General features: G+C 50.3%; 23 protein-coding genes. 13 read left to right on the plus strand and 10 right to left on the minus strand.

Annotated elements, in window-relative coordinates; all coding sequences use genetic code 11:
• Positions 1–8: 8 nt before the first annotated feature.
• Positions 9–509 (plus strand): chorismate lyase, encoded by a 501-nt coding sequence (gene ubiC, locus AB7038_RS16800; RefSeq protein WP_072872438.1) that lies wholly within the window; start codon positions 9–11, stop codon positions 507–509.
• A gap of 36 nt (positions 510–545) precedes the next feature.
• The gene (gene ubiA / locus AB7038_RS16805) at positions 546–1,400 is read left to right on the plus strand and encodes a 4-hydroxybenzoate octaprenyltransferase (protein ID WP_004238273.1); all 855 of its coding nucleotides are present in this window, start codon (positions 546–548) and stop codon (positions 1,398–1,400) included.
• Positions 1,401–1,435: 35 nt separating this feature from the next.
• Here ubiA and AB7038_RS16810 read toward each other — a convergent pair whose 3' ends face one another.
• Complete coding sequence (locus AB7038_RS16810; RefSeq protein WP_108655602.1) at positions 1,436–1,624, minus strand: hypothetical protein; 189 nt, start codon at positions 1,622–1,624, stop codon at positions 1,436–1,438.
• A gap of 112 nt (positions 1,625–1,736) precedes the next feature.
• The gene (gene plsB, locus AB7038_RS16815) at positions 1,737–4,211 is read right to left on the minus strand and encodes a glycerol-3-phosphate 1-O-acyltransferase PlsB (protein WP_072872440.1); all 2,475 of its coding nucleotides are present in this window, start codon (positions 4,209–4,211) and stop codon (positions 1,737–1,739) included.
• A 138-nt stretch (positions 4,212–4,349) separates the two neighbouring features.
• Here plsB and AB7038_RS16820 point away from each other — a divergent pair, with 138 nt between their 5' ends.
• Both AB7038_RS16820 and lexA read left to right on the plus strand, forming a co-directional pair.
• On the plus strand, positions 4,350–4,721 hold the full coding sequence (locus AB7038_RS16820; RefSeq protein ID WP_072872473.1) for a diacylglycerol kinase: 372 nt from the start codon (positions 4,350–4,352) through the stop codon (positions 4,719–4,721).
• 117 nt (positions 4,722–4,838) lie between these two features.
• Positions 4,839–5,453 carry a transcriptional repressor LexA gene (gene lexA / locus AB7038_RS16825; RefSeq protein WP_004238270.1) on the plus strand — a complete coding sequence of 205 codons (615 nt, stop codon included), beginning with the start codon at positions 4,839–4,841 and terminating at the stop codon, positions 5,451–5,453.
• A 78-nt stretch (positions 5,454–5,531) separates the two neighbouring features.
• Here the strand turns inward: lexA and zur are convergent, their stop codons facing one another.
• Positions 5,532–6,050 (minus strand): zinc uptake transcriptional repressor Zur, encoded by a 519-nt coding sequence (gene zur, locus AB7038_RS16830; RefSeq protein ID WP_369453680.1) that lies wholly within the window; start codon positions 6,048–6,050, stop codon positions 5,532–5,534.
• A 176-nt stretch (positions 6,051–6,226) separates the two neighbouring features.
• On the opposite strand from zur, the gene AB7038_RS16835 reads away from it, so the two are divergent.
• The gene (locus AB7038_RS16835) at positions 6,227–6,697 is read left to right on the plus strand and encodes a YbaK/EbsC family protein (RefSeq protein WP_369453681.1); all 471 of its coding nucleotides are present in this window, start codon (positions 6,227–6,229) and stop codon (positions 6,695–6,697) included.
• A 35-nt stretch (positions 6,698–6,732) separates the two neighbouring features.
• Here AB7038_RS16835 and AB7038_RS16840 read toward each other — a convergent pair whose 3' ends face one another.
• Both AB7038_RS16840 and AB7038_RS16845 read right to left on the minus strand, forming a co-directional pair.
• The gene (locus tag AB7038_RS16840) at positions 6,733–7,086 is read right to left on the minus strand and encodes a helix-turn-helix domain-containing protein (protein ID WP_369453682.1); all 354 of its coding nucleotides are present in this window, start codon (positions 7,084–7,086) and stop codon (positions 6,733–6,735) included.
• A 54-nt stretch (positions 7,087–7,140) separates the two neighbouring features.
• Positions 7,141–7,353 carry a helix-turn-helix domain-containing protein gene (locus tag AB7038_RS16845; RefSeq protein WP_004241538.1) on the minus strand — a complete coding sequence of 71 codons (213 nt, stop codon included), beginning with the start codon at positions 7,351–7,353 and terminating at the stop codon, positions 7,141–7,143.
• Between the two features lie 758 nt (positions 7,354–8,111).
• On the opposite strand from AB7038_RS16845, the gene AB7038_RS16850 reads away from it, so the two are divergent.
• Positions 8,112–9,293 (plus strand): multidrug effflux MFS transporter, encoded by a 1,182-nt coding sequence (locus AB7038_RS16850; protein WP_369453696.1) that lies wholly within the window; start codon positions 8,112–8,114, stop codon positions 9,291–9,293.
• 42 nt (positions 9,294–9,335) lie between these two features.
• Here the strand turns inward: AB7038_RS16850 and AB7038_RS16855 are convergent, their stop codons facing one another.
• Positions 9,336–11,267 carry an autotransporter domain-containing protein gene (locus AB7038_RS16855; protein ID WP_368890246.1) on the minus strand — a complete coding sequence of 644 codons (1,932 nt, stop codon included), beginning with the start codon at positions 11,265–11,267 and terminating at the stop codon, positions 9,336–9,338.
• 994 nt (positions 11,268–12,261) lie between these two features.
• Between AB7038_RS16855 and dusA the strand changes: the two genes are divergently transcribed.
• Positions 12,262–13,308 carry a tRNA dihydrouridine(20/20a) synthase DusA gene (gene dusA / locus AB7038_RS16860; RefSeq protein ID WP_368890247.1) on the plus strand — a complete coding sequence of 349 codons (1,047 nt, stop codon included), beginning with the start codon at positions 12,262–12,264 and terminating at the stop codon, positions 13,306–13,308.
• Between the two features lie 50 nt (positions 13,309–13,358).
• Here dusA and AB7038_RS16865 read toward each other — a convergent pair whose 3' ends face one another.
• Together AB7038_RS16865 and AB7038_RS16870 are read right to left on the minus strand one after the other, a co-directional pair.
• Positions 13,359–13,673, minus strand: a complete 315-nt coding sequence (locus AB7038_RS16865) for a hypothetical protein (protein WP_368890248.1) — start codon at positions 13,671–13,673, stop codon at positions 13,359–13,361.
• A gap of 161 nt (positions 13,674–13,834) precedes the next feature.
• A complete protein-coding gene (locus AB7038_RS16870) occupies positions 13,835–14,818 on the minus strand; it encodes a quinone oxidoreductase (RefSeq protein ID WP_369453683.1) in 984 nt (327 codons plus the stop codon).
• A 232-nt stretch (positions 14,819–15,050) separates the two neighbouring features.
• On the opposite strand from AB7038_RS16870, the gene dnaB reads away from it, so the two are divergent.
• The 3 genes from dnaB (at position 15,051) to AB7038_RS16885 (ending at position 18,868) form a co-directional block, all read left to right on the plus strand.
• Complete coding sequence (gene dnaB, locus AB7038_RS16875; RefSeq protein ID WP_015422419.1) at positions 15,051–16,457, plus strand: replicative DNA helicase; 1,407 nt, start codon at positions 15,051–15,053, stop codon at positions 16,455–16,457.
• A 79-nt stretch (positions 16,458–16,536) separates the two neighbouring features.
• Positions 16,537–17,616 (plus strand): alanine racemase, encoded by a 1,080-nt coding sequence (gene alr, locus AB7038_RS16880; protein ID WP_368890250.1) that lies wholly within the window; start codon positions 16,537–16,539, stop codon positions 17,614–17,616.
• Between the two features lie 55 nt (positions 17,617–17,671).
• Positions 17,672–18,868 (plus strand): amino acid aminotransferase, encoded by a 1,197-nt coding sequence (locus AB7038_RS16885; protein ID WP_369453684.1) that lies wholly within the window; start codon positions 17,672–17,674, stop codon positions 18,866–18,868.
• Positions 18,869–18,919: 51 nt separating this feature from the next.
• Here the strand turns inward: AB7038_RS16885 and AB7038_RS16890 are convergent, their stop codons facing one another.
• Together AB7038_RS16890 and uvrA are read right to left on the minus strand one after the other, a co-directional pair.
• Complete coding sequence (locus tag AB7038_RS16890) at positions 18,920–19,186, minus strand: DksA/TraR family C4-type zinc finger protein (protein WP_004241544.1); 267 nt, start codon at positions 19,184–19,186, stop codon at positions 18,920–18,922.
• Positions 19,187–19,317: 131 nt separating this feature from the next.
• A complete protein-coding gene (gene uvrA, locus AB7038_RS16895) occupies positions 19,318–22,152 on the minus strand; it encodes an excinuclease ABC subunit UvrA (protein WP_369453685.1) in 2,835 nt (944 codons plus the stop codon).
• A 278-nt stretch (positions 22,153–22,430) separates the two neighbouring features.
• On the opposite strand from uvrA, the gene AB7038_RS16900 reads away from it, so the two are divergent.
• The 3 genes from AB7038_RS16900 (at position 22,431) to ilvN (ending at position 26,141) form a co-directional block, all read left to right on the plus strand.
• Positions 22,431–22,952 carry a single-stranded DNA-binding protein gene (locus tag AB7038_RS16900; RefSeq protein ID WP_032099136.1) on the plus strand — a complete coding sequence of 174 codons (522 nt, stop codon included), beginning with the start codon at positions 22,431–22,433 and terminating at the stop codon, positions 22,950–22,952.
• A 1,195-nt stretch (positions 22,953–24,147) separates the two neighbouring features.
• The gene (gene ilvB / locus AB7038_RS16905) at positions 24,148–25,839 is read left to right on the plus strand and encodes an acetolactate synthase large subunit (RefSeq protein WP_369453686.1); all 1,692 of its coding nucleotides are present in this window, start codon (positions 24,148–24,150) and stop codon (positions 25,837–25,839) included.
• Positions 25,840–25,856: 17 nt separating this feature from the next.
• Complete coding sequence (ilvN, locus tag AB7038_RS16910) at positions 25,857–26,141, plus strand: acetolactate synthase small subunit (protein ID WP_004238249.1); 285 nt, start codon at positions 25,857–25,859, stop codon at positions 26,139–26,141.
• Positions 26,142–26,156: the final 15 nt, after the last annotated feature.

Below are 26,156 nucleotides of genomic sequence, written 5' to 3' on the forward strand. Positions count from 1 at the left end.
ATATATTCATGACACAAACAGTGATAACACCCCCCATCCGCTGGTTTGATAATGCGGAAACGATCCCTGCCGGGGTGCTGGACTGGTTATCAGAATTAGGGTCAATGACGCGGCGCTTTGAACAGCACTGCAATGAAGTGACGGTAAAACCGTATTGTGAAAAATATATCTCCCGTGAAGAGCTGACTGAAGAAGAGCAGATGCATCTGCCCGGCAGTGCACGTTACTGGTTACGGGAGGTGGTGTTATATGGTGACGGGGTTCCCTGGCTGACCGGCCGGACAGTAGTGCCGGAGGAGACGCTGACAGGGGAAGAGCAGCAGTTACTGAAAATGGGAAATGTGCCGCTCGGGCGCTATCTCTTTACCAGCGGTTGTCTGACGCGGGATTATATCCGCTTCGGGCTCTCGGAAACCCACTGGGCCCGCTGTTCGCGGTTGTGCCTGGCCGGTAAACCGCTGCTGCTGACTGAAGTTTTTCTGCCGGCCTCTCCGGCATACCCCGCATAAGTGAATATCTCGGAGAAGAATAACGTGGAACGAAGCATGGTACGCAGCAAGTGGCAGGCATACAGCCGACTGATGCGGACAGATCGCCCGATAGGCTCACTGTTACTGCTCTGGCCGACCTACTGGGCGTTATGGATAGCGGCCCGGGGCGTCCCGGACTGGCACATTCTGATTATCTTTACCATTGGTGTATTCAGTATGCGTGCCGCCGGGTGTGTGATTAATGATTTTGCTGACCGGAAATTTGACGGCTCGGTGGAGCGCACCAAAAACCGGCCGCTGCCACGCGGTGATGTCACGGAAAAAGAAGCCAAAATTCTGTTTGCGGTACTGGTCCTGGTGTCATTCGGACTGGTGCTGACCCTCAATACCATGACCATCTGGTTGTCAGTCGCCGGGCTGGCGCTGGCCTGGGTGTATCCGTTTGTGAAACGGGTCAGCCATCTGCCGCAGGTGGTGCTCGGGGCGGCCTTTGGCTGGTCGATTCCGATGGCGTTTGCGGCGGTCAGTGAATCGCTGCCGGCAGAGTGCTGGCTGCTGTTTGCGGTCAATATTGTCTGGTCTGTGGTGTATGACACTCAGTACGCGATGGTGGACCGCAACGACGACCTGAAAATCGGCGTGAAATCTACGGCTATCCTGTTCGGGCGCTTTGATAAGATGATTATCGGCATATTGCAGCTGGTGATGATTCTGATGCTGTTATGGATAGGGCTGATGGTTAATCTGTCCGGGATTTTCTACTGGTCCCTGCTGCTGGCCGGAGCGTTATTTGTCTATCAGCAGCGGCTGATGGCCGATCGTGAACGCGACCCGTGTTTTCAGGCCTTTATGAATAATAACTATGTCGGGTTTATTCTGTTTCTCGGCATGCTGGTCAGTTATCTGTAAGTGCGGATATATGTAATAACTCCGGAACAAGATACCTAAAAAACCCGTACCAGATGAAGCACATATAATAAATAACCCAATACAGCAACCGATCCTGTGCCGGAGAGCAGCAGGATCAGAAAACAAATATCAGCTTTATTCGTCCGGTATTGGATAGCAGCTACACAAAACAGAATCAATAGTAATGCAAGCATAATTACTGTAAGCAGAACGGCAATACCCATTATCTTTTCCTCTTATCTGTATGTTTAATACCGGACTTCACCTTGTTAACCGGCAATAAAAAAGGAGACTGGTTATCCGGTCTCCTGTTTTTGTACTCAGCATTTACCGCTGTCAGTCAGCCGGATTGCTGTTGTCACTTTCCGCCGGTATGGCTTCTTCCGGCTCCAGGCTGACACTTTCGATAGTCAGACGGACTTCCGGCGACATCAGCTCTGCCAGCACGTTGTAGAACTCACCGGCGTTGGCTTCAATCACATCATCATTGTCATTGATATAGCCTTCTTCACGCAGTGTGCCGACCAGGGTGGCAAACACGGCTTTGTCGAAGAATTCCGGCGCATTGATACCGTGCAGAACCGACAGACGCTGTGCCAGCATACGGCTCTCTTTTTCCAGTGCCGAACGGCTGATTTCCGGGGTGGCATTCAGCAGCGACAGGGTGATCGCATAACGCTGTAGTGTCTCGCGGATCCCGGCTGCCAGCAGCTGTAACGGACGGATACGGGCCGGATTAATAACCAGCATATTCTCATCACGGCGGCAAATCAGTTGCTGGCGGCACAGCTCATCAATGATGGTGTCGAGGATCGCCGGCAGCTCTTCCTGACTGTAACGCATAAACAGCTCAGCTTTCAGCAGCGGATAGATCATCCCGACATGTTCACGCAGTGTATCGGTGCTGACGCGGCGGTGATGGATCAGGATACTGGTCACCAGAGACGGCAGTACCAGCATATGCAGAATGTTATTCCGGTAGTAGGTCATCAGTACCGCGTTTTCACGCGGCAGAATGATGATATCCCCGAGGCTGTCTTTCTCAACCTCGAACTTATTCATCTGCAATGCGTGTTCCAGCAGCTCTTCCGCACTCTTCGCCGGGGTGGTGCTGTCCGGGGAATACGGCACATTGCGCAGCAGCTGGAGGTAGCAGTCGAGCTGTTCGATCAGCTGTTCGCGGGTCAGTGCGCGCTGGCGGGAAGCCAGCAGAGCTGTGGTACACAGGTTGATAGCATTAGCGGCAGCAGCATTATTGATGCTCACCATAATGTTATCAGCCAGAGATGTTGCGGTCGGTGTCAGCCAGGACGGACGCTGCGGCTCGACCGGGTCGATCGCTTCGCGCCATTCCGGTACCTGTTTTGTCAGGTATTGTGACAGCGGAATCGGCTGCCCGAAGTTCACATAACCCTGGCCGAGGTTACGCAGTTTGCGCAGGCCGCGCACCATCTGCATAAAACCTTCTTTTTGCTTGGTGGCACCGCGCAGCTCTTTGGCGTAAGTACCCACTTCCATCACATGCTCATAGCCGATATAGACCGGCACCAGGGTGATTGGCCGCGAGTCACCGCGCAGCATGGCCTGAAGCGTCATCGACAATGTGCCGGTTTTCGGCTCCAGCAGACGCCCGGTACGGGAACGGCCGCCTTCGACAAAGTACTCGATGGAATAACCGCGTGAGAACAGTTCACTCAGGTATTCACGGAAAACCGTGGAGTACAGTTTGTTGCCCTTGAAGCTGCGGCGGATAAAGAAAGCGCCGAGGCGGCGGAAAATCGGCCCCGCCGGCCAGAAGTTGAGGTTAATCCCGGCCGCGATATGCGGCGGTACCAGCCCCTGATGATAGAGCACATAGGAGAGCAGCAGATAGTCCATATGGCTGCGGTGGCAGGGCACATACACTATCTCATGGCCGTCCTGTGCCAGCTGGCGCACCCGCTCCGCATTATGGACATTCAGCCCCTGATACAGGCGGTTCCAGGTCCAGCCGAGCACGCGATCAGCCACGCGCAGGGCGTCATAGGTGAAGTTAGCGGCCACTTCGTTCATCATGGAAACCGCATTCTGACGCGCTTTTTCAATGGTGATTTTTTTGGCTTTCGCTTCATCTTCAACGGCTTTTTCAATCGCTTTGGATTTCAGCAGCTTATTGAACAGTTCCTGACGCACCGGCAGTTTCGGGCCGATAGCCGCCATGCGCTGGCGGGAGAAGTGAATACGGGCGACACGGGCCAGTTTATTAGCGATAATAGTGTCGGTGCCGTGTTCAGAGGCCATTGCGCCCATAGACACCGGCTGTGAGAAGCGGACAAAACTGTCGCGTCCCAGCCAGAGTACGGCGAAAAATTTCTGGATCCCGTTTAACAGACGCAGATGCGGCACACCGTGGTGCCCCTCGCGGCCCGGTGAACGGCCAAACATCACAGAGACCGGCAGCATCTGAATATCCAGCGCAGGATTATTGCGGTGCAGATCCAGATACGCATGGAAAATATGGACGGAATCCTTACGCGGATTCAGGGAGTAATAACGGAACACACGCGGGCCGTCATCAATAAAGACATAGCCCGGCAATGTGGTATTACCGATGACATTATCTTCCAGCGGATCCGGCATGCCCTGTGCGAGACACTGACGGCGCAGTGTCAGCAGGTCCGCCTTAGAGTGATAAGGAAGAACATAGAGTGTCGGACGTTGTGTATCCAGCCCCAGCTCATTGACCGGATCCGTCGGGATCGGCTTGCTTTTTACCAATAGTTTTAATGGTAAATTCAATACGTTATAGTATATTTTACGCCAAAGTGACATAAATGTATGAAGCCTCTTGTTGACAATTCGCGTTCAGCATACCAGAAAGGCGAAGCCAGATCTGTGTTGCGGCAGCAATAAAATCGCGGAAAAACGGCGGTGGTCAGTCAGATAATCACATTATTAACAGTGACGGAAATGAAAAAAAATACCGGATTTATACGATTAATTAAAGCGGCGGGTTATTCAAAGAAAGGACTCATCGCGGCATGGAAAAACGAAGCCGCTATCCGCCAGGAATTGCTGACGCTGATCCCGGCCGTCATTATTGCCTTTGCTTTCTCTTTTACCGCTGTTGAGCGGATTCTGCTGATTGGTTCGGTGGTGCTGGTGTTGGTGATTGAGCTTATCAACAGTGCGATTGAGGCCGTGGTTGACCGTATCGGTACGGAATATCATGAACTGTCCGGCCGGGCCAAAGATATGGGGTCCGCCGCCGTATTTATCGCCGCATTACTGGGGCTGTTTGTCTGGATAATGCTGTTTATCAGCTGGTTCCAGCGCCTTTAACAGAAGATTTTTTGTGAAACCTGCGGCGTAACACGTATTTTCCTCATGTTATGGTTCCCAATCCCGGAATACCTGTATATACTCACAGTCTGACTGTATAAACAAACAGGGGGCGAAATGAAAGCACTGACGGCACGGCAGCAACAGGTCTATGACCTTGTTCGTGACCATATTTCGCAGACGGGCATGCCACCGACGCGTGCAGAAATTGCGGCACGCCTGGGTTTTCGCTCTCCGAATGCGGCGGAAGAGCACCTGAAAGCCCTGGCGCGTAAAGGCGTCATTGAGATTGTCTCCGGGGCGTCCCGGGGGATCCGTCTGCTTCTGGAAGAAGAAGAGGATGAAGGTTTACCATTAATCGGCCGTGTGGCGGCTGGTGAGCCTTTATTAGCGCAGGAACATATCGAAAGCCGTTATCAGATTGACCCGATGCTGTTTAAACCGAGTGCAGATTTCCTGCTACGGGTAAACGGTATGTCAATGAAAGATATCGGTATTATGGACGGTGACTTACTTGCGGTGCATAAAACCCAGGACGTGCATAACGGCCAGGTGGTGGTTGCCCGTATCGAAGATGAAGTGACGGTCAAACGGTTTAAGAAAGTGGGCAGCAAGATTGAGCTGCACGCTGAAAATGAAGAATTCAGCCCGATCGTGGTGGATTTACGGGAACAGAACTTTACTGTTGAAGGTCTGGCAGTGGGTGTGATCCGTAATAACGACTGGCACTGATTTCCGGGACTGCCGCCTGAAACGGTATCCGCTTAAAAACCACAGTACGCCGGAGACGGACACTGTGGTTTTTGTTTTTCAGCGTCCGCGTTTACGCGGCTCGTCATGCTCATGGTCATGCAGACATTTATCTCTGCGGGTACAGGATTCAATATCATAACAAGGGCGGCAGTATCCGTGCGCCTCAATCACACTGTGGCGGATATGAAATTGTGCAGCGTCTGCCAGCTGACTGATTTGTGAATCAATCGTCTCTCCGTCCCGCTCTGTCACACTGTTACAGCGATCGCAGATAAACAGTACTGAAGTATGGCTGGGTTTATCAAAATGCGGGCACATCACAAAGCTGTTGGTGGACTCAATTTTGTGGATAAATCCCTGCTCCAGCAGAAATTCCAAGCCGCGGTAGATTGTCGGCGGTTTTGCCTGCGGCTCGGTTTCGCGCAGCAGATCCAGCAGCTCATAAGCACTGATGGCTCCGGGCTGGCCGGCAATCAGCTGCAGAATTGATTTTCGCTGAGACGTCATGCGCACACTGCGTGACAGACACAGCGCTTCTGCTTTTTTTAATACAGTCTGAATATCAACAGGTTGCATGACATCACCTTCCGTTAATCAATAAATATATGAACAGCCCACTCTAACATGAATTCCGGCAGAATAACCGGTATCCGCGCTATTTTGTCAAAAAAGGGCTGCCAATTCAGGGCAAATTATGGTGAGCTGCTGGTGCAAACACATAAAAAGCACATGATAATAAAACGGAGTTCTGAATGAGTATCGAAACGGTTCGTGCCTGGTTCGGCACGCATGCCCCGGATGTCACGATTATTGAAACCACACAGCCGACTGCCACAGTCACTCAGGCAGCGGAAGTTCACGGTGTCCGCCCCGGTCAAATCTGCAAAACTCTCTCCTTTAAGCTGACGGATGACAGCGCAATTCTGATTGTGATGGCAGGGGACGCCCGGCTGGATAATAAAAAATTCAAAACACAGTTTGGCTGCAAAGCCAAAATGCTGAATGCAGAGGAAGTGGTACATTTCACCGGCCATCCGGTCGGGGGCGTCTGTCCGTTCGGGCTGCCGGTACCGCTGACCGTTTATGCGGATCATTCACTCCGTGAGTATGACACGGTATTACCTGCGGCGGGGTCGGCTAATTCCGCTGTCCGGCTGACACCTGCGCGCCTGGCGGCACTGACAAACGCACAGTGGCTGGATGTCACCACTCAGCCGGTATAAACAGACAGCACCGCGTCAGCGGTGCTGTAACTCTCTCAGCGTTCCGGTTGCTGGGTATCCGGCTCCGTATTCACGCCGGCGTCAGTACTGCGGGGGATGACGTTATCATCATCAGGCAGATGCTGGCGGGTAAAGAACAGCAGACTGTCTTCTATAAAGTAGTAAGGAGAAACGCCGAAGACCTGGGAGATCCTCAGAATGATTTCCAGTGAAATTTTCGTGCTGCCGATTTCGTAACGGGAGATTTGCTGTTGTGATACACCAATCAGATTGCCCAGTTCTGTTGATGTAACACCGGTGATCCTGCGCATTTTGCGGATTTGCCCGCCGATGAGCTTGTACATCTCGTTAATGCTGGTGTTCAGGTTATTATCTGTTTTATTACTCATTATCATCTGTCAGTCTGGTTAAACAATAATATATTAATGTTTGTCAAATTAAACTTATTCTTCATCACAACCCATTTCATCAAAAAAATAACTAACACTAATATTCAGGACGTCTGCGAGCATTAACAATTTATCCAGAGGAATTAAACTCGCTCCCGTTTCATAACGGGATAGCTGCTGTTGTGAGATATTAATTTTTATTGAAAGCTCTTTGCCTGTCAGACAGTTTTTCAGACGCTGACATTTTATTTTGCCGCCAATAAACATTGCCAACTCATATTTATCATATATTGTCATAAATTATGAAGATAAACGGTTGTCATTAATAATGTTAAAATTTAACTTGACGTATTTATTTCCTCAAATAGTTTCTTTAAAAAGTATAATCGATACCCTTTTAATATGTAATAGATACAAAAAATCAACAAACAAGAAACAATAAAGATAAAAATACTACGTATAAACACTATAACCTCAGCAATTTCATGTTGTTACAAAGAATATCCGGGTTTTAACATCTTACATGAATGATGAGTAAGCGGAATATTCTGATATTTAGTCGGGATTATACCTAATATAAAGATATTGATGCTGATTTTGAGTTCAAAATGGGTGATTTAACTACCTTTTCATGCTTTAGCGGAATGACTGACAATCCGGAAGTGTGATTGTTGTCTTACAATATGGCTGAAGATAGTTTGTTAAATTTTCTGAGGACATTATGAGAAAATGCAAAGGTCAAAATATCTTAATATTTCCATAAAATACATAAAATCAGGCGATAATGTTTGTCAATAATTGTATTGATATGTGTTATTTTGTTTACTTATAAAATAAGTCATGTTGGCGGAAATCTATCCCTTCATTAAATAAAAAATCCGGTTGATTATAATTTCACTATATAATGAAATATACAGCATTATTTTTTCTTTTAATTCACTGGCTTAGTTATAAATGATAGTTGTAAAAAACAACAATTACGTGTATTTTTTGCTGTCGACAGGTGATGAGTGAAATTTAACGGTATGCGGAATTTATTGCTTTTATTGTTAGTTATCGTGTTATTGGGACCATTGGGTATTGATCTTTATTTACCGGCTATTCCGGCAATTGCAAAAGGCCTGGGCAGCAGTGAATCATTGATTCAGTCAACTATCTCGTTGTTTATTCTTGTATTAGGCGCCGGTCAGCTGATCTCGGGACACCTGGTGGATAAATTCGGCCGCAGACCGATGGCGATGGCGGGCATGGTATTGTATATCGCCGGTTCTCTGACTGCCGCCTTTGCGGTGACTCCGGTGATGTTTATCGCATCCCGGTTAATTCAGGGAGCGGGTGTCTGCTGTACCTCAGTGGTTGCTTTTACCTGTGTCCGCGATTGTTTCAACGGCAACGAAGCAGCGCGTGCTTTCGGTTTTTTAAACGGGACATTAAATATTGTTCCGGCGCTGGCACCGCTGCTGGGCGGTATTATGGCGGAATATTACGGCTGGCGGCTGCCCTTTGGTTTCCTGGCGCTGTATGCCTTTATTCTGCTGATTCTGACGGCAAAATATCTGCCGGAAACCCGGCCGGAAAGCAGTGCTCAGCATAAAGAGAACCCGCTGAAGAGCCTGGTTTCTGTGTTGTTCAATAAGCGGTTTTTGATTTTTTCCCTGGTGAATGCCGGGACCATGGGAATGGCACTGACTTATGTATCGCTGGCACCAACTGTTCTGATGGGTGATGCGGCGCTCAGTCCGTTACAGTTTTCGGTTGTGTTCGGTGCTAACGGATTCTGGATCATGGCAGTCAGTATGATCGCCAACCGGGTTATCCGCAGAGCCGGACGGCCTGTCTGTCTGGTTTTCGGTGGTATGCTGATGGCGCTGGGGTGTGCCGGACTGGTATCGGGCCTGGTATTGTTGCCGGGAGAAATGCAGCATCACTGGCTGGTCTATATGTTGCCTGTGGCAACCGCCTGTGCAGGGCTGGCCTTTATTATGGGACCGGCAACCAGCTATGCCCTGGAACCTTATTCTGATAATGCCGGTGTTGCCTCGGCTCTGGCCGGATTTGTTCAGATGGCCGGCGGAGCTGTCTTCGGACTTCTGGCTATTGCATCGCCGTTACCGCCGAAAGCTGCGCTGGCGGTAGTTATGCTGTGCGGTGCTCTGCTGGCATGGAATGCATACCGGGTGAGTAAAAAAGAAGGGCGTATTTCATAATGATATTCCCCGGAACCGGGTTCCGGGGAATATCAGTCTGCATTACCAGCGATAAGAATAGTTCAGACCGGCCTGAGCAGCGTCATTAGTATAATCTGTCTGATGCCAGCCGATATTGATACCTATTGCTGAGTTCGCTGTCATATTAATATTAACCTCAGCATATGCATATGGCTTCACATTACGTGAATTACCGTTATCAAATGTATAAGTACCGATGTAATTTACCCGGCTGGTAAATGCATCGCGCTGATTATTCAGGTTAATATCTATTCCGGCGCCACCATAGAGATCAATATCCGGCGTCAGAGCCTGTCGTATATCGAGACCGGTACGCAAATCAGTACTTTTGTTACCCATCCGGCCATATGTTGCCGCCAGATTGGTATTACTGTTTTCCGTGTATCCGTCTCGGGTTACATTATGGTGACTGATTGCCGCATTCGGAATCAGTTGCGTTGTCTCACTGAGATTAACGCCATAATTAACGGCTGCTTTAAAGCGATACGCTTTTATCGATGAATCACCGCGGCCGGCTTCCGTATTTTTCAGGTGATTACGGGTAATGGTGACATCCTGATTTAAAAATGCACCGGATAACTCTGCCCCGGACCCGGTATTGTCTTTGTTTTCCTGATAGCGGATATAAGCCCCCACGCCCGGATTGTTACTGCCGCGGGTATCATATCCGTCTGTCAGCCGGGTATTATTGGCAAAGTTCAGTGAAGCACCCGCGACCCAGTTTTCAGCCGGGAAACGGAAAGCACCAAATATGCCGGTAGCGACCCGGTGATTACTGCGGACATTATCAAACTGTGAGAAAGCCCCGACGCAATAATTACTATCGCCAATCTGACAGCGGCTTTCTGACAGGGAATATAATGCGCTCTGATACAGATCCAGGACAGAAAACGCAGTTTTACCCGTTTCCGCAATAGCGTCTCCGGTTTTGCCTTCGTCTATAATCACTTCCTCTTCTGTAACCTTATCGCGGACCCACAAAACTGCCCGCCGGAACTCGGTATCTGACTGTGAAATACCGGCAATAACCTCGCCGTCAGCAGATACCCGGTTTGCTTCAGAACGTCCGGTACCATCTGAGCGTAATGTGCCGAGGCCGGTCATTTTCTGGTCACCTGAGCGATACACAAAGGCCTGCTCATCACCGTTATCGGTTTCTGCTTTACCGGCGACGACACGGCCGTCAGGCGATATCGCAAGTGCATCAGAATCCCCGCTGTTATCGCTGCGTAATGTACCGAGTGAAATCATTTTCGTGTCATTCTCACTGAGCCGGTAGGCCTGGCGTGAATGGTTATCGGTATCTGCTGCTCCTGCGATCACTTTTCCGTCAGCAGACATTACCCGTCCGTAGGAGTTGCCGCTGTTATCCTGACGTAATGTGCCGAGTGACGTCATACCTGTCCGGCCTTCAGTATGGCGGAATGCCTGAATTTCACTATTTTCGGTGGTGGCGTGCCCTGTAATGGTGCGTCCGTCAGCACTGATGGCCATCGCCCATGAGTTACCCTCACCATCTGCCCGTAATGTACCGAGCGCAGTCAGTCTTGCGTCACCGTCGTTGTGACGGAACGCCCGGATAATATCACTGCCGTCGACGTTAGAATCTCCGGCGATCACACGGCCATCTGCAGATATCAGCCTGGCATCAGATGATCCGGAGTTATCACTGCGCAGCGTGCCGAGCCCGGTAATTCCGGTATCCCCTTCTTTATAGCGGAATGCCTGCCCTGTCGCGGACGTATCCGTCTGAGAAATACCGGCGATAACCCGTCCGTCAGCGCTGGCAGCTCTGACATAAGAATCACCGGTATTACCGGTGCGTAATGTACCGAGTCTGGTCATTTTTCTTCCGGCATGGCGGAAATGGAATGCCTGCATCCCGCCGTCATCGGTTTCAGCAGAGCCGGTAATGACACTGCCATCGGCAGATATTCCGGATGTTATTGTCATACCGCTTTTATCACTGCGGAAAGAATCGATACTTATCTTTTTTGAGGTGTCAGTATCGTAATAAAATCCATGAGGTGAATCATAATCGATTTCAGAGGATGTATTACCTGTGATAAGACGCCCGTCAGAAGACATACCGGTTATATATGAAGTGCCTTCATTCTCAGGATGGAATGTGCCTAAATCATGTATTTTTAAATCACCTTTTGTTTTTTCATTAAGTACCGGAGAGGAAACCGCACTGAATGACAACAATACAGTTGCAGTTGTAATAACGTATATGTTCATTTTATTTATATATCCATGAGATCACGAACCGGAATGCCGGCGTACATAATATGAAATATTACCTGTTATTGATTGGTTGGAAATATAGTAATAAATATGACGATTGATATCACTGTTAATTATTTAATATGTCATATATTTGAAGGTAATAACTTAAAAACACGTTAAATAGCACTAATACCTGTATTTTAGTAATGAAAATTAATTTTAATCAGAATTATGTAAACCATGATAAATTATATTGATATATTGGTTCTTTATTTTTGACTAATACGGGAAAATTAAATTAATAAAGTATTTTCAGAATAATGATGCGTGTTTTGCTATTGATTTATTTGGAGATTATTATTTATTTGACATAAGTAAATGCCGGGTGTTATTTTTTATGGAATGTAAGAAAATAACTTAATTAAGTTATTAAATTAACAACTCAGTGTAATAAAAGAGACTGCATTCTCATTTTTTATCGTTTCGGATAATACAGGTGTGATATTCCGGTGTCCGGATTATTAATCCGGAATATACATAGTGTTAAAGCAGTCAATATCCAGATGCAGGAATTGTTGGCGCGGATTTCATTTGCAGCAGCATATTGTCTGCTCTCTGTGGTATCATTAACGGCTGGTTTATATCTTTCAGCAGGACCCGGAAATCAGAGGGCTTTGCTGAGATCCGATAAAGCATAAATTCACCCGAAAGAACAGAAATGCACCAAAACACCCCAACAGAAAAAACCAAAGAAAACCAGCGGTTGCGCACCGCGAGCGGCTATAAGAACCTTAACCGTTTCTCCGTGGCACCGATGCTGGACTGGACTGATCGCCATTGCCGTTATTTTCACCGTAAGCTCAGCCGCCACGCGCTGCTGTATACCGAAATGGTGACAACCGGAGCAATTCTGTTCGGAAAAGGGGATTATCTGGCGTATAACGAGGCGGAGCACCCGGTGGCATTGCAGCTCGGCGGCAGTGATCCGGCGGCACTGGCCCAGTGTGCGAAAATTGCACAGGAACGCGGTTATGATGAAATCAACCTGAATGTCGGCTGTCCGTCTGACCGTGTGCAGAACGGAATGTTCGGTGCCTGTCTGATGGGTAACGCCTCACTGGTGGCGGATTGTGTCGCAGCGATGCGGGATGTGACAGATATTCCTGTTACGGTTAAAACCCGGATCGGGATTGATGATCAGGACAGTTATGAATTTCTGTGTGATTTTGTCGGCACGGTGGCGGATCGCGGCGGTTGTGAGATGTTTGTTATCCATGCCCGTAAAGCCTGGCTCTCCGGTTTGAGCCCGAAAGAGAACCGGGAAATTCCGCCGCTGGATTATCCGCGTGTGTATCAGCTGAAAAAGGATTTCCCTCACCTGATTATGGCGCTTAACGGCGGTATTAAAACATTGGAAGAGGCGAAAACCCATCTGCAGTATATGGATGGTGTGATGGTCGGGCGTGAGGCATATCAGAACCCGTCAATTCTGGCACAGGTCGATAATGCCCTGTTTGATGCGGCGCTGCCGGTGACCGATACGGTCGCGGCGGTGGAAGCGATGTATCCGTATATTGAGGCGGAACTGGCGACAGGAACATATCTCGGCCATATCACCCGCCACATGCTGGGAATTTTCCAGGGCATTCCGGGGGCGCGCCAGTGGCGTCGTCATCTGAGTGAAAATGCCCATAAAGCCGGAGCCGATCTGCGCGTGATTGAAGCGGCACTGGAATTTGTTACCCGAAAAAATATAACTGAATAATGATCAGATGAATAATGAACTCTCTGAACAGAGAGTTCATTTTATTTCAATTATAATGAATCAAAGAAGCGGTTATAACATGCGATGATATAACTGATTTGTGCATTGAATGCGTCTTTTATTTCGTCTTTCTGTTCTGGTGTTTCAGCTTTCTTTTTCAGAATAAAAAAGCTTTCCTGCATTAATTGTACAGTGACATCTGCAGATTTCTGAAATGCTGATAAGCTGTTGTTTTTACCATAACATTCAAGAAGGGCATCAAAACGGTTATCCGCTTCATCACGAATCATCTGGAATTCAGCGTTTGTGATTCTGCCATCCTGATAGATGAAATCAACAAGATGATTTATTTCCGTATTATTCATAGTCATTCCTTTTATCAGTGAAAGAGAAATAAGAATAAATATCCGGTGTTAAACAATCAATAAAAATAAATATATAAATTTAATATGAATCAGAGGTATTTATTAATAAAAACCCTCATTTAATAACGAGGATTTTTATTATTAATTAAATAATATATATCTTAAGGAATTAAGATACTGGAGCCGGTCGTTGCACGGCTTTCCAGGCGCTTGTGTGCCAGGGCGGCATCTTTCAGCGGATAAACCTGATCCGCAGGTATGGAAATAGTCAGTTTACCGCTCAGGATCAGATCAAAAATCGCCTTGCTGGCTTCGTTAAGCTCTTCACGGTTGGTGATGTAACCAAAGACGGAAGGGCGGGTCACATACAGTGAGCCTTTCTTATTTAAGATCCCCAGGTCAACACCGGTGACCGGGCCGGAGGCGTTGCCGTAGCTGACCATCAGGCCGCGGCGCTTCAGACAGTCCAGTGACGGCAGCCAGGTATCTTTGCCGACAGAGTCATACACCACACCGACTTTTTCACCGTCAGTGAGTGCCAGCACCCGCTCAACAATGTCTTCTTTATTGTAGTTGATGGTTTCCCAGGCACCGGCAGCTTTGGCTTTCTGCGCCTTTTCATCAGAACCGACGGTACCGATCATCTTCGCGCCCAGCGCTTTGGCCCACTGGCAGGCAATTTGTCCGACACCACCGGCAGCAGCGTGGAACAGGAAGACTTCCCCGGCTTTTACCTCATAGGTTTTGCGCAGCAGATAAAACGCGGTCAGACCTTTCATAAAGCAGGCGGCAGCGGTTTCAAAGCTGATACCGTCCGGCAGAATGGCGAGTTTTTCTTCCGGTACGTTATGGATTTCACTGTACGCACCCAGCGGAGACTGGCCGTAGACCACGCGGTCACCGACTTTAATGTGTTTTACGTTTGCACCGGTTTTCACCACCACACCAGCAGCTTCAGAGCCGACACCGGAAGGGGATACCGGCGCAGGGTACAGGCCGCTGCGGAAGTAGGTATCAATATAGTTCACACCGATTGCTTTGTTTTCCACCTGAACTTCACCCGGCGCCGGGTCTGCCGGCGTAAAGTCACGATAAACCAGCACATCGGTGCCGCCGGGAGCATCAAATTCAATACGTTTAGCCATGGAGGGAACCTCATTCGGAAAAAAAGAGTGACCACTTACCTGCAAGCAGCGCAGAAACAGTAAGCGGGACAGTTAATCATATGATTTATTGTATTTGGCATAATTGCATGTCACTGAAAATTACTCAAGCTTCGTGCAATCAGCGGCAAAGGAGGGCTATACTACCCGCTCTGTCCCGTTCAGGGACGCAGGTATTCTCCCCGGCAGACGCACTGATAAGTAAGAGAGTTTCATGGCCAGATATCCCAAGGACACCAAGACCGACAAACCCCGTGACCATCAGATGGAAGGGCTGAAATTACCGCCGCATTCCCTGGAAGCCGAACAGTCCGTTCTCGGCGGACTGATGCTGGATAACGAGCGTTGGGATAATGTCTCTGAACGTGTGACCGGCGAGGACTTTTTCAGCCGTCCGCACCGGACGATTTTCAGTCAGATGCAGCGCCTGCTCGAGCAGGGACGACCGATTGACCTGATCACGCTGTCTGAAGCACTGGAAACCGGCGGAGAGCTGGAAAATGTCGGCGGGTTTGCCTATTTGGCAGAACTCTCGAAAAATACACCAAGTGCGGCGAACATTAATGCTTATGCTGATATCGTCCGCGAACGTGCGGTGATCCGCGACATGATTTCTGTCGCCAATGAGATCGCTGATGCCGGTTATGATCCGCAGGGGCGTTCCAGTGAAGATCTGCTCGATCTGGCGGAATCCCGCGTGTTCCAGATCGCCGAAAACCGTGCCAATAAAGATGAAGGGCCGAAGGGGATCGAGGCGATTCTGGAAGAAACCGTCGAGAAGATCGAAAAGCTGTATGCTCAGCCGCATGACGGGGTAACCGGGGTATCGTCCGGGTATCAGGATCTGGATAAAAAGACCGCCGGTCTGCAACCTTCGGATTTAATTATTGTTGCGGCGCGTCCATCCATGGGGAAAACCACCTTCGCCATGAACCTGTGTGAAAACGCCGCCATGACCGAAGAAAAACCGGTGCTGATTTTCAGCCTTGAGATGCCCGGCAACCAGATCATGATGCGTATGCTGGCTTCCCTTTCCCGCGTTGACCAGACCCGTATCCGTACCGGGCAGCTCGATGATGAGGATTGGGCGCGGATCTCCAGCACCATGGGTATTCTGCTGGAAAAGCGCAATATGTATATTGATGACTCTTCCGGCTTGACCCCGACCGAAGTCCGCTCCCGCGCACGGCGGATTTTCCGTGAGCACGGCGGCTTAAGCCTGATTATGATCGACTACCTGCAATTAATGCGGGTGCCGTCTCTCTCTGATAACCGTACCCTGGAAATCGCTGAGATTTCCCGTTCCCTGAAAGCACTGGCCAAAGAATTACAGGTGCCGGTGGTTGCACTGTCCCAGCTGAACCGTAGTCTGGAACAACGTGCCGATAAACGCCCGGTAAACTCCGATCTGCGTGAATCCGGCTCTATCGAGCAGGATGCCGACCTTATCATGTTTATCTACCGTGACGAGGTGTATCACGAAAGCAGTGATCTGAAAGGTGTGGCTGAAATTATTATCGGTAAGCAACGTAACGGCCCTATCGGAACCGTCCGTCTGACCTTCAACGGCCAGTGGTCGCGTTTTGATAACTATGCAGGGCCGAGTTATGACGATGAATAAACCGTCTGAATATAATGCGGACGGAATAATAACCCTGACAACAAACAAAACATCAACAACCCCTAACCAAGGAACCCCTATGAAAGCGGCAACAGCCGTCATTGACCGTGGTGCGCTGCGCCACAACTGGCAGCGGATCCGTGCGCTTGCGCCGGACAGCCGTCATGTTGCGGTGGTCAAAGCAAACGCCTACGGCCACGGATTAGTCGAAATCGCCCGTGAACTCAATGAGGCGGATGCGTTTGCGGTGGCGCGTCTGAGTGAAGCGCACGCGTTGCGCGCCGGTGGCATTGTTAAACCTATCATCTTACTGGAAGGTTTCTTCGATGCGACGGATTTGCCGGTTATTGTTGCCAGTCGTCTGGAAGTGGCAGTGCATTTTGAAGAGCAGTTAGTCGCGCTGGAGCAGGCGCAGTTATCGGATCCTGTGAAAGTCTGGATGAAAATTGATACCGGCATGCACCGTCTCGGCGTGCGTCCGGAAGAAGCGGAAGCGTTTTATCAGCGGCTGTGCAACTGCAAAAACGTGCAGCAGCCGGTGAATATCATCAGCCATTTCAGCCGTGCTGATGAAGACGATGCGCAGCCGACAGAAGCACAGATCGCCCGCTTTATGGCATTTGCTGCCGATAAACCGGGGGAAAAATCAATTTCCGCCTCCGGTGGTATCCTGTACTGGCCGCAGGCGCATCTCGACTGGGTGCGTCCCGGGATCATTCTTTACGGTGTGTCGCCGAAAAGCGGTACCGAAGCCGGTGATTACGGCCTGAAACCGGTGATGACCCTAAAATCCCGCCTGATTGCTGTACGTAAACATAAGACCGGGGAAGCGGTCGGTTACGGCGGCACCTGGGTCAGTGATCGTGACACCTGTCTGGGTGTGATCGCGGTTGGTTACGGTGACGGCTATCCGCGCAGTGCGCCATCCGGCACACCGGTGGTGATTAACGGACGCCGTGTTCCCATTGCCGGGCGTGTTTCCATGGACATGATAACTATCGACCTGGGGCCGGATTGTAGTGATAAAGCGGGTGATGAAGTCATTTTATGGGGGGATTCACTGCCGGTGGAGCAAATCGCAGAAGCCAGTGGTATCAGCGCCTATGAACTGATCACCAAGCTGACCTCCCGCGTGGCGATGGAATATCTGGACGAATAAAATGTGACGCGATATGTTCTGATAGTGAGAAAAATGACAATCAGGAGTATCGCTTGTGTTCGAACATGTAGACGCCTACGGCGGCGACCCGATCTTAACGCTCGTTGAGCATTTCAAACAGGATCCCCGGAAGGAGAAGGTCAATCTCAGTATTGGCCTCTATTACGACGATTCCGGGGTGACTCCGCAACTGAACAGCATCACACAGGCAAAACAGCGCTATAACGCACAGGATAGCGGGGCCTCCCTGTATCTGCCGATGGAAGGTTTTGCCCCTTACCGCAGCGCGGTACAGACGCTGCTGCTGGGCGATGACAGCGGGCTTATCCGCCAAGGCCGTGTGGCGACGATCCAGACGCTGGGCGGATCCGGTGCACTGAAGATCGGCGCGGATTTCCTGTACCGTTATTTCCCGGGATCGGATGTCTGGCTCAGTGATCCGACATGGGAAAACCATCAGGCGATCTTTGCCGGTGCCGGATTTAAAACTCATTATTATCCGTATTTTGATCCGCAGACCAAAGGCGTGAAGTTTGACGAGATGCTGGCAACATTTGAGATGTTACCGGCAAAAAGCATCATTTTACTGCATCCGTGCTGCCATAACCCGACAGGTTCCGATCTGACACCGGAACAGTGGGATAAAGTTGTCGCGGTGGTGAAAAAGCGGGAGCTGATCCCGTTCCTGGATATTGCTTATCAGGGCTTCGGCAGCGGGATGGAAGAGGATGCTTATGCTATCCGTGCCATGGCGGCGGCAGAGGTACCGTGTTTCGTCAGTAACTCATTCTCAAAAATCTTCTCGCTGTACGGTGAGCGTGTGGGCGGGCTGTCTGTTCTCTGCCCGACACAGCAGGAAGCAGAGCGGGTGCTGGGTCAGCTGAAAGCAGGTGTGCGCCGTGTCTATTCCAGCGCACCGTCTTACGGGGCAAAACTGGTTTCTGAAGTGCTGAATGATACTGCGCTGAAAGCACAGTGGCTGGCGGAAGTGGAGACAATGCGCAGCCGGATCGCAGAGATGCGGACAGTGCTGGTGGATACCCTGAAAAACACACTGCCGGAGAAAAACTTTGACCATCTGCTGCATCAGCGCGGAATGTTCAGTTACACCGGGTTCAGTCCGGTGCAGGTTACTGCACTGCGTGAGCAGCATGCGGTGTACCTGGTCGGTTCCGGGCGTGTCTGTATGGCGGGGGTGAACCGTCATAATGTGGATGTGATTGCGCGGGCTTTTGCGGCGGTCAGCCGTTAATCCTCTGCAATAAAATGATGATGCGCGGAATAATTCTGTTCCGCGCCTGTCTCAGCGCAACTGACTGTCTTTACTGCCGCGCCGGTTATAGCCGCTGAATGCGGCCTGCTTTTTATCTGCTTCTGCCTGGCAATTCACACACAACTGCACACCGGGTATTGCTTCACGCCGTGCCTGCGGGATCGGGTCACCGCACTCTTCACAAAACAGCGCGCTTTCCCCTGTCGCCAGCTGGCTGCGCACCCGCGCGACCGCATCATCCAGTGTGGCATCAATCTGCTCCTGAACAGCAGAATCACTTGCCCATCCGCTTGCCATATCCGCCTCCTGTTTCCGGTGGTTGCCTGATACTTTATTTTATCACGGGTTGCTTATTATTTCACCAGAACGGAAAGCGGACAAAAAAATACCGCAGTAAACGCTGCGGTATTTTCAGAGGCGGGAGAAAATTAATAGCCTCTTTTCAGGATCGGCTTCAGGAAGCGGGCGGTGTGTGAGCGTTCACATGCTGCCACCTCTTCCGGGGTACCGGCGATCAGGATTTCACCACCGCCGCTGCCGCCTTCCGGGCCTAAATCCACAATCCAGTCTGCAGTTTTAATCACATCGAGGTTGTGTTCGATAACCACAATACTGTTGCCCTGATCGCGCAGCTGATGCAGTACCGCCAGCAGCTGTTCGATATCCGCGAAGTGCAGACCGGTGGTCGGCTCATCGAGGATATAGAGTGTCTGCCCGGTGCCGCGTTTGGACAGTTCCTTCGCCAGTTTCACCCGCTGCGCTTCACCGCCGGAGAGGGTGGTTGCCGATTGCCCGAGGCGGATATAAGAGAGGCCGACATCCATCAGGGTCTGTAATTTACGCGCCAGCGCCGGGACGGCATCGAAGAATTCACGGGCTTCCTCGATAGTCATATCCAGCACTTCGTGGATATTCTTCCCTTTGTATTTCACTTCCAGGGTTTCGCGGTTATAGCGTTTGCCTTTGCACTGGTCGCACGGCACATACACATCCGGCAGGAAGTGCATTTCCACTTTCAGTACGCCGTCACCCTGACAGGCTTCGCAGCGGCCGCCTTTAACGTTGAAACTGAACCGGCCCGGCGTGTAACCGCGTGAGCGGGATTCCGGTACGCCGGCAAACAGTTCGCGGACAGGGGTGAACACGCCGGTATAGGTCGCCGGGTTTGAACGCGGGGTCCGGCCGATAGGGCTCTGGTCGATATCAATGACTTTATCGAAATGCTCCAGACCTTCGACAGACTTATATGGCGCAGGCGTAATGGTGGTCGCGCCGTTGAGCTGTGTCTGGGCAATCGGGAACAGGGTGTCATTGATCAGGGTGGATTTCCCTGAACCGGAAACCCCGGTAATACAGGTAAACAGCCCGACCGGCAGATTCAGGGTCACATTTTTCAGGTTGTTGCCGCTGGCACCGGTGATAGTCAGCATTTTGGCCGGATCTGCCGCATTGCGTTTTTCCGGGATGGTGATCCGGCGCTCACCGCTGAGGAACTTCCCGGTCAGGGAATCCGGCGTGCCGATAATATCCTCCAGCGATCCCTGAGCCACAATCTCCCCGCCGTGAACACCCGCGCCCGGGCCGATATCGATAATATGATCAGCGGCGCGGATAGCATCCTCATCATGCTCCACCACAATCACGGTATTCCCGAGATTGCGCAGATGAATCAGGGTTTCCAGCAGGCGGTCATTATCACGCTGATGCAGGCCGATTGACGGCTCATCCAGCACATACATCACGCCGACCAGACCGGCACCGATCTGACTGGCCAGACGGATACGCTGTGCCTCGCCGCCGGACAGGGTTTCTGCGGAGCGGGAGAGGGTCAGGTAATTCAGACCGACGTTAACCAGGAATTTCAGGCGATCCTGAATCTCTTTCAGCACTTTTTCGGCGATTTTCGCGCGCTGGCCGCTGAATTTCAGGTTATTAAAGAAATCCATCGCATGCCCGATACTGAAATCAGAAATCTGCGGCAGTGTGGTGTTATCGACAAACACAAAGCGGGCTTCTTTTTTCAGACGGGTGCCGCCGCAGGAAATACACGGACGGTTGCTGATATATTTGGCCAGTTCCTCGCGCACGGCCATGGATTCCGTCTCTTTATAACGGCGCTCCATATTGTGCAGCACACCTTCGAACGGATGATGACGGACTGTCACATCACCCCGGTCATTGGAATATTTAAACTCAATGGATTCACGACCTGAACCATTGAGGATCACTTTCTGAATTTTGGCCGGTAACTCTGAATACGGGGATTCAATATCAAACTTATAATGATCCGCCAGAGACATCAGCATCTGATAATAATAAAAATTACGGCGATCCCAGCCGCGGATAGCCCCGCCGCCGAGTGACAGATTCGGGTTCTGCACCACGCGATCCGGATCGAAAAACTGCTGAACACCCAGACCGTCACAGGTCGGGCAGGCACCCGCCGGGTTGTTGAAGGAGAACAGGCGCGGCTCCAGCTCACTCATGCTGTATCCGCAGACCGGGCAAGCGAAATTCGCCGAAAATACCAGTTCTTCGGCGCTGTTATCTTCCATATCGGCGATAATAGCCGTACCGCCGGACAGTGTCAGTGCCGTTTCAAAGGATTCCGCCAGGCGCTGTGTCAGATCATCCCGGACTTTGAAACGGTCAACCACCACTTCGATGGTGTGTTTGATCTGCAGTTCCAGTTTCGGCGGATCGGAGAGATCACAGATTTCCCCGTCGATCCGCGCACGGATATAGCCCTGCGCCGCCAGGCTATCGAGCAGTTTGGTGTGTTCGCCTTTGCGTTCTTTGACGACCGGCGCCAGCAGCATCAGGCGCTTGCCTTCCGGCAGGGTCAGCACATTGTCCACCATCTGACTGACCGTTTGTGCTGTCAGCGGAATATCGTGATCCGGACAGCGCGGCTCGCCCACACGGGCAAACAGCAGACGCAGATAGTCATGGATCTCGGTGATAGTCCCCACGGTGGAACGCGGGTTATGGGAAGTGGATTTCTGCTCGATGGAAATTGCCGGGGAAAGCCCTTCAATATGATCCACATCCGGTTTTTCCATCAGCGACAGGAACTGACGTGCATAGGCGGACAGAGATTCCACATAGCGGCGCTGCCCTTCGGCATACAAGGTATCAAAGGCAAGGGACGACTTCCCGGAGCCGGATAACCCCGTGATAACAATCAGTTTATCACGCGGAATAATGAGGTTGATATTCTTCAGATTGTGGGTACGGGCGCCCCGTATATCGATATTATCCATGTACCACTTCCCGGGAGTTTCAGATAGCGAACAATTTATTCAGCCTGATATTATTGCACATAATTTACTGAATGGATATCCAGTACCAGAAGAAATCTGTGTATAATGTCAGCAGCGTTTGCCTGACAGCTGATTGCATTTTGCGCAGCAGATTTTAGAGAAGACACGCAAATCTGAAAAGGAAATATGTTGCGGACAGATCGACTTCATAAAAATTATCCGGACGTGTTAGACTAGATCCTTATATTGTTACAGACAAATTTCATCGGGAGCATTTCATGGCCAGCAGAGGCGTCAACAAAGTCATTCTTATCGGGAACCTGGGTCAGGATCCGGAAGTGCGTTACATGCCTAACGGCGGTGCGGTTACCAACATCACACTGGCGACATCAGAATCATGGCGTGATAAACAAACCGGCGAAATGAAAGAGAAGACCGAGTGGCACCGTGTGGTGATCTTCGGCAAACTGGCAGAAATTGCCGGTGAATATCTGAAAAAAGGTTCACAGGTTTATATCGAAGGTTCACTCCAGACCCGCAAATGGCAGGATCAGAGCGGCCAGGAGCGTTACACCACAGAAGTCGTGGTGAATATCGGCGGCAGCATGCAGATGCTGGGCGGCCGCAGCGGCGGTGGCGACAATATGTCTCAGGGCGGCGGCTGGGGTCAGCCACAGCAGCCACAACAAGGCCAGCAGTTCAGCGGCGGCGGTAACCCGCGCCCGGCACAGCAGCCGGCAGCAGCAGCGCCGCAAAGCAATGAACCACCAATGGATTTCGATGACGATATTCCGTTCTGATCCGGATCCGCTGAAAGTACCCTGTATCTGCGGGGTATTTTTTTGCCCGGAGTTTTTGAATCCGGCCCGGAACAGACAAAAAAATACCCCTTATGTCGGTGACAGTAAGGGGTGATGTCTCATGCCGTTGGATGAACACATGAGATTGCCCGGGGTTAACAGGCAGTGTAGCTTATGTTTTTATAAGTCCTGTTTTTGTCCTGTTCGTCTGATTTTTCATCATAACGGGTATTTTTATTATAAGTGTCTGTCGTAATCGGATGTATGTTTGCGCTTATTAAAGAAAAACCCAATAGAATCATTGGGTATCAATAAGTTATATACTCAATTTTTATTAAAATATGATAAGAGGCTTAAAGAGCATGTGTCGGATTACGTTTTATCGGTAAACCTGAAACGTGACAATCACGACAGTAATTATATGTGATTTATATCACATAAAAACGGTTATTTTAGCCTGTTTTGTAATTTCAATGTAATTTAAAAGTCAATTTGTAACAAATAATTCACATTAAAATGATGTTCTGTTTCCTGACTGGCCGGATGAGTAAAGCCTGTTTTTGCCCCATTGAGCAATAAAACAGATAAAGAAACGATTTTTAGTGACTGGCAGCGATAATGTGAACACAAGCTGCTTCAGGTTATTTCACAGCAATATATTCCGCTGCAATTTCCTGAAATTGAGTTTTATAGCTCCGGATAATGCCATGCCACCCCTTTTTTATCGCTGTTTCCCTTGTGAAATAGTGCTATTTCACACTGCTGCAGTAAATTGATTATTTTAATATATTGTGACAAATCAATTGGTTAGTTGTTTTTTGTTTTTATGCCAGTGATTTATCAGTGATGGTGATCACAATTCAGCGGCTGAATAAAAAATAAATGAAAAAAGGCTTGTACAGATTTCATTCTTATGTTTTTTTAAAGTACGAACCGAATTTATTCATACACAATTTACTGTTGAGAGATATCCCGTGAAACCATTCACCCGTCCGCAAAACGTACTACTAACAACCGCGCTATCAGACGCGGTTGTCGTCGTGCGTGTGGTAGTGGTGGTGGTGGTCGTCGGCAGCGCGCCGTAACGGGCTGGGATCAGCAACAGGATCACTAACCCCGCCGGCGTAAACCGAGCGGGGTTTTTTTATGTCAGGCTCCGCGAAACTGAACCGGTTGTTAAGAAAAGGATGATGTTATGGGAGCTTCACAGCAGACTCAGGCAAAAACCCGGAGGACGGGGGCGGAATTAATTATCCGCATGTTAGAACAGCACGGGATCACCTCTGTATCCGGTATTCCGGGCGGCGCGGCGCTGCCGCTGTATGATGCACTGGGTAACAGCCGGATCCGGCATATCCTCGCCCGTCATGAGCAGGGCGCCGGGTTTATCGCACAGGGTATCGCCCGCACCACCGGCAAAGCGGCGGTGTGTATCTCCTCCAGCGGGCCGGGCGCGACCAACCTGATGACCGCTATTGCGGATGCCAAACTGGATTCTGTTCCGCTGGTCTGTATCACCGCGCAGGTGTCCTCGCCGATGATCGGTACCGATGCCTTCCAGGAAGTGGACACTTACGGCATGTCTATCCCTATCACCAAACACAACTACCTGGTGCGCAATGTTCAGGATCTGCCGGGCATTATCGCCGATGCATTCCGTATTGCGGAATCCGGCCGTCCGGGCCCGGTATGGGTGGATGTGCCGAAAGATGTTCAGGCCGCCATCATTGAGATTGATGAATTGCCGCCAATCATGCCGAAAGATCCGTTGCCGCTGTTTGATGCGGAAAAAGTCACTGAAGCTGCCGCGATGATTAATCAGGCAAAACGCCCGATTCTGTATATCGGCGGCGGTATTGTCGCTTCGCAGTCCCAGCAGCTGGTGCAGAGCTTCGCCGAGCGTGCAGGGTTGCCGACCACCATGACACTGATGGGACTGGGCACCATCCCGCAGCAGCATCCGCTCTATCTGGGAATGCTGGGGATGCACGGCGCGCGTTATACCAATATGATTTTGCAGGAATCGGATTTGCTGATTGTGGTCGGGGCGCGCTTTGATGACCGCGCGATCGGCAAGGCCGAACAGTTCTGCCCGGATGCCAAAATTATCCATGTGGATATCGACCGTGCGGAGATCAGCAAGATCAAACAACCGGATATCGCGATCAACGCGGATGCCGGACAGGTTCTCGCCATGCTGCTGCCGCAGATTGAGGTGAATACCCGTCAGGCGTGGAATGATCATATCACGCAGATCAAACAGGAATTTCCGCTGGAGCAGATTAATAAATCCGATCCGTTAAGTCATTTCGGATTGATCGCTGCTGTGGCGGATGCGGTGGATAATGATGCCATCATCACCACTGATGTCGGTCAGCACCAGATGTGGGTGGCGCAGGCGTATCCGTTATGCCGTCCGCGTCAGTGGCTGACCTCCGGCGGACTCGGAACAATGGGCTTTGGTTTACCGGCGGCGATTGGAGCTGCACTGGCAGAGCCGTCACGCAAGATCGTCTGCTTCACCGGGGACGGCAGTATCATGATGAATATTCAGGAGATGGCGACCGCCGCCGAGCATAACCTGGATATCAAAATTATTCTGATGAACAACCAGGCGCTGGGGATGGTTCACCAGCAGCAGACGCTGATGTTCAACGAGCATATTGTGGCATCTGCCTATCCGTATCAGACTGATTTTGTGACAATTGCCAAAGGCTTCGGATTACACACCTGTGATCTGAATAAAGAGAGTGATCCGCATGCTGCATTGCAGGCGGCGATTGATCGCCCCGGGCCGTGTCTGATCCACGCATTAATCGATGTCAGTGAAAAAGTGTGGCCGATGGTATTGCCGGGTGATGCCAATATCGATATGGTCTCAGCGTGATGACGGAGAACAGAATCATGGAAAAAAATAATCAGCCTATCGCTCTGGAACTGGTTGTCCGCAACCACCCCGGTGTTATGACACACATTTGCGGTCTGTTTGCCCGCAGGGCGTTTAACGTGGACGGTATTCTGTGTCTGCCGCTGCCGGGACAGGATCACAGCCATATCTGGCTGCTGGTGAAATCGGATGACCGGCTAAGCCAGATGGTCAGTCAGGTGGAAAAACTGGAAGACGTGCAGGACGTGAAATACAACGAAGATATCAGTATCTTTGAGCAACTGAATAAATACATTCAGTAGAGTGATAAAACCGGG

This window comes from Morganella morganii, from assembly GCF_041099235.1.
Taxonomy (GTDB): domain Bacteria; phylum Pseudomonadota; class Gammaproteobacteria; order Enterobacterales; family Enterobacteriaceae; genus Morganella; species Morganella morganii_E.